Raw genomic sequence first — 4,392 nt, 5'->3', positions numbered from 1 at the left:
TTAAAGGACTCGCTGTCGCTCGATTTGTTTGTTGGTGCAAATTCATCTCGCCACTAAAAGGCACGTCCGCCGTTACCTTCGGTAACTCTACTCGGACTCGCTTTATAGTGGGAGTCTTCTTTGCACATTTTAAGATAATTATCCGGATTGACAGGGCAATTGAGCATAGGGTATGACAGTACCTTTGTGAACAAACGTGGTGGCGATGAACTGGAAACAAGTTATGATCCGTTGGCGTTGGATCAGTCTCGCGATTCTAAGCTGTGGGGTGGTTCTGGGCTGTAGTGGCCCCCAAACCTTGGTGATGGGAACCTCAGCGGACTATCCCCCCTATGAGTTTAAGGATCAAGGGGGTGAAATTGTCGGTTTTGATGTGGATATTGCCACAGCGATCGCTGAAGAGTTGAACTACGAGCTTGAAATCCGTGATATGGATTTTGATACCCTGATTGATGCCCTCGCAGCGGAAGAGGTGGATTTTGTGATGGCGGGGATGAGTCCGACGGCGGAACGTCTAGAGCGGGTGGACTTTACCCAGCGTTATTACGAAAATGAAAGTGTGATTGTGGCGCTGGGGAGTGATCCGATCACAACGGTGGATGAGTTGCAGGGTAAGACCATCGGTGCTCAAGAAAAAACGATTCAAGCGGAAGCTGTGGCGGCAATGGAGGGGATCACCTTAGTGCCGATGGCGAAGGTGGGGGAATTGATCCAGGGCTTGAAGGCAGAAACCGTTGATGCGATCGTGGTGGAGCGCAATGTGGCGGAAAAATATACCGCCTCAAATCCGGATCTGGTCTTGGGGGATCGGGTTCCCACAGAGACGGCGGGGAGTGCGATCGCATTTCCGAAAGGCTCCCCCTACACCGAGAAATTTGATACAGTCCTTCAGGAAATGAAGGACAATGGTGAGATTAAAGCCCTCGTTCAAAAATGGTTTGATTAAGAAGGCTGTTGTATTCTTCTGAAAATATCGTTTGAAGTGGTTTTCACGCTGGACTCTCCAGCCTCCTGAGAGTATTTCCCTCCGTATCCTGTTAGTCCTCCCCTTTGTGATTCAAATTATGGTGGCGGTGGGACTAACCGGATGGCTCTCTGTGCGCAATGGTCAGCGAGCGGTGAATGATGTGACGGGGCAATTGCGGAGCGAGGTGACGGCTCGGATTCAGCAACAACTTCAGGAGTATATTACCCGACCGGAAACGGTGAATCAACTCAACGCCAACACGGTGCAAGTGGGGTTTTGGGATGGCCAGGGGCAAAATTGGGAACCCTTACTCGCCACCTTTAAGCAACAAATGACCTTGTTTCCGGAGTTGAGTACGCTGCAATTTGGTAGTGTGGCGGGGGATTTAATCAGCGTCAAACGGTTGGCCGATGGCACGATTCAGGGCTGGGTACAACTCCAAAACCCGCCGTTCCTGCGTCAGTTGCAGTGGGATCAGGCGGGGGAGCTTCAGGCCGTGCCTCAGACCGAGGCGCGACTGATCGATGTGCGCGAACAACTCTGGTTTCAGGAAGCGATCGCCGCCGATCGCCCCACCTGGGGCAACATCTACACCCGCATCGAAACCCAATCCCTCGCCCACCCCCTCAGTCAACCCATCGATGGCCCTGATGGTGCGCCGATCGGGGTGTTTAGTGCTGAATTACAACTCGCATCCCTAGGGAATTTTTTAAAAATCCTGGAGATTAGCGCATCGGGTCAGGCCTTCATCATGGAGCGATCGGGGCTGTTGGTGGCTAGTTCCACCCTCGATCAACCGTTTTTGATGACCTACGGGACGACCTTGCGGATTAAGGCGATCAATAGTAGCGATCGCCTCCTCTCCGAAACCGCCACCCACCTCCAAACGCGCTACCCCGACCTCACAACCCTCGACCGCCCCCAACAACTCGAATTCTTCCTCGACAACGAACGGCAATTCATCCAAGTCACCCCCCTCGGTGATGATCAAGGTCTCGACTGGCTGATCATTGTCGTCGTCCCCGAAGCTGACTTCATGGAACGCATCCATGCAAACACGCGCACCACCCTGCAACTCTGCGCCCTCGCCCTGATCTGCTCCATTTTCCTCGGTCTGCTCACCTCCCGCTGGATCACCCGCCCGATCACCCGCTTGATCACCGCCAGTCAAGCGATCGCAGCGGGCAAACTCGATCAAACCGTCCGCCATGGTCGCATCACCGAAATTCAACTTCTGGCCCAGGCCTTCAACGCCATGTCCAGCCAACTCACCGAATCCTTCACCCTCCTTGAACAGCAAGTTCAACGCCGCACCGCCAAACTCGCCGAAGCCGAAGCCGAATTGCGGGGCATCTTTGCCGCCATGACCGAACTCGTCTTCATCACCGATGCCGACGGACGCTACCTCAAAATTCCCTCCACTAACCCCGCCCTCCTGATCCAACCTGCCGAAACCATGATCGGCAAAACCAACCATGATCTCTTTCCCGCCGAGCAAGCCGATGAATTTTTAAACTACATCCAAACCGCCCTCACCAACACCGTCAGCATCACCACAGAATACAAAGTTTTCATGCCCCAAACCCAGCGCGAACTGTGGTTTGCTGCCACCATTTCCGCCATCACCGACACCACCGTGCTCTGGGTTGCCCGCGACATCACCCAACGCAAAACCCTAGAGCAAGAACTCTATCGCTCCCAACAATTTTTAAACACCATTGTTGAAAATATTCCCCTCGCCATTTTTGTCAAAGATGCCAAAAACGACTTTCGTTATGTACTTTGGAATCCCGGTGCAGAAAAACTCTACGGATCGAGGGCAAACCAAACATTAGGGCTGAATAGTTATGATTTAGAAACGCCTGAACTCGCGGAACGGTTTACCACAGAAGATCAAGCCATCATTGATTCGGGTGAAACCTTAATTCATGAGCATGAAGTCATTCACCATCACTATCGAGATATTTTACGACAGCGCCTAATTAAGCTCCCCCTACGGGATGAACATGGTGAAGTTCGATATATTTTGTGCATTGCTGAAGATATTACCGAACGGGAAAAGGCCGCAGAAACCCTGCGCAAAAATGAAGCGGAATTTCGCCACCTCATTCAAAATGTCAGTTCGACGATTATCCGCTGGAAACCCGACGGGACACTCCTCTTTATTAATCGTCGTGGCTGTGAATTTTTTGGCTATTCTGAAGCGGAAATCATTGGACAGAATATTATGGGGACGATTATCGCCCCCCAAGATCAAGCGGGTCATGATTTACGCGAGATGTTAGCTGAAATTGTGCGCAATCCCAATCAAAATCGAGTCCATGAGAATGAAAATATCCGCAGCGATGGGCAGCGATTATGGGTGACTTGGGCGAATCAACCAATTTATGATGAACAGGGTGAATTAGTGGAAATTCTTTCGGTGGCGACGGATACGACGGAACGACGTTTAGCCGAAGAATCGTTGCGGGCTGAACAACATCGCTCGGAACAATTACTGCTCAATATTCTGCCCCATACGATCGCGCAACGGTTGAAACGATCAACGGGGTTGGTGGCGGAACAGTTTAGCGAAGTGACGCTGTTGTTTGCGGATATTGTGGGGTTTACGCATTTATCCTCAACTCTCTCCGCGACGGAGTTGGTGGATTTATTGAACCGGATTTTTTCGTTATTTGATAAGTTGGCAGATTGGCATCATTTGGAGAAGATTAAGACGATTGGCGATGCCTATATGGTGGTGGGAGGCTTGCCGATTTTCTTTGAAGATCATGCCAATGCGATCGCAGACTTTGCCCTCAATCTTCAAGAAGCGATTAGCAGCTTTACCTACCCGGACGGTCAACCGATTAACCTGCGGATTGGGATTCATACCGGGCCGGTGGTGGCAGGGGTGATCGGGATTCGCAAGTTTAGCTATGATCTCTGGGGCGATACGGTGAATATTGCCTCGCGGATGGAATCCCAAGGGATGCCAGGGCAGATTCAACTCACCGCCACCACCTACGAAAAAATCGCCGATCAGTTTGAATGTGAGGAGCGCGGCACGATTACCGTGCGGGGGCGGGGCGAAATGAAAACCTATTGGCTCTTGGGGCATAAAGAAGCCGAAGCGGGAGATTAATCGCCATACGTTAAAAAATTTGAAGCGATCGCTACTCCATCCCCCCGCGATCGCCCTACAGAACTCAAGGCTTCATCCATTTCGCCGCAAAATCTCTTGAATCAGCCCGGATATCCTTTGCTAAATTGACATCCTCCCCGGCCTAAAGGCGCGGGGATTCCCAGTCTGCCCACATTAAGTGGACTCCTGATGGGTAGACAGACAAGCAACCGCCCCAGATTGGGGTCTAACACTGCTTAACGCCTGTCCATTCAGGTCGGCAAGCCCTGCCGCCATAATATTTATACTGGCATTCACGTCT

At 51.5% G+C, this 4,392-nt stretch carries 2 protein-coding genes; both read left to right on the top strand.

Going from position 1 to position 4,392, the window contains the following annotated elements; translation table 11 throughout:
- Positions 1 to 223: 223 nt before the first annotated feature.
- On the top strand, positions 224 to 946 hold the full coding sequence (locus tag PN477_RS03620; protein WP_272121587.1) for a transporter substrate-binding domain-containing protein: 723 nt from the start codon (positions 224 to 226) through the stop codon (positions 944 to 946).
- Between the two features lie 31 nt (positions 947 to 977).
- Positions 978 to 4,091, top strand: coding sequence for an adenylate/guanylate cyclase domain-containing protein (locus tag PN477_RS03615; protein ID WP_272121586.1), 3,114 nt, complete (start codon positions 978 to 980; stop codon positions 4,089 to 4,091).
- The last annotated feature ends 301 nt before the right edge of the window (positions 4,092 to 4,392 follow it).

The sequence above is a fragment of the Spirulina subsalsa CS-330 genome (assembly GCF_028330765.1).
Lineage (GTDB): Bacteria > Cyanobacteriota > Cyanobacteriia > Cyanobacteriales > Spirulinaceae > Spirulina > Spirulina subsalsa_A.
Note: the sequence above shows the minus strand (reverse complement) of the source record. Positions and strands in the feature narration are given on the sequence as shown.